This is a genomic window from Fischerella muscicola PCC 7414 (genome assembly GCF_000317205.1).
In the GTDB taxonomy this organism is placed as follows: Bacteria; Cyanobacteriota; Cyanobacteriia; order Cyanobacteriales; family Nostocaceae; genus Fischerella; species Fischerella muscicola.
The window spans coordinates 1-370 of record NZ_AJLK01000248.1; the positions used below are offsets into that span (position 1 = coordinate 1).

Sequence of the window (370 nt, forward strand, 5' to 3'; positions counted from 1 at the left end):
AAGTCGAGAGGGAAGTTGTGAGCGTTACGCTCGTGCATTACTTCCATACCCAAGTTAGCGCGGTTGATGATGTCTGCCCAAGTGTTGATCACGCGACCTTGAGAGTCAATCACTGACTGGTTGAAGTTGAAACCATTGAGGTTGAACGCCATGGTGCTGATTCCCAGTGCGGTGAACCAGATTCCGACTACAGGCCAAGCAGCTAAGAAGAAGTGCAAGCTGCGAGAGTTGTTGAAAGAAGCGTATTGGAAGATCAAGCGACCGAAGTAACCGTGTGCAGCAACGATGTTGTAGGTTTCTTCTTCTTGACCGAACTTGTAACCGTAGTTCTGAGATTCGGTTTCGGTTGTTTCACGAACCAAGGAAGAAG

1 pseudogene is annotated in these 370 nt (G+C 48.4%); it reads right to left on the reverse strand.

What is annotated here, in order from left to right:
- Nucleotides 1–370 (reverse strand): annotated as a pseudogene (locus UYI_RS0131495) (photosystem II q(b) protein); the annotation flags it as partial.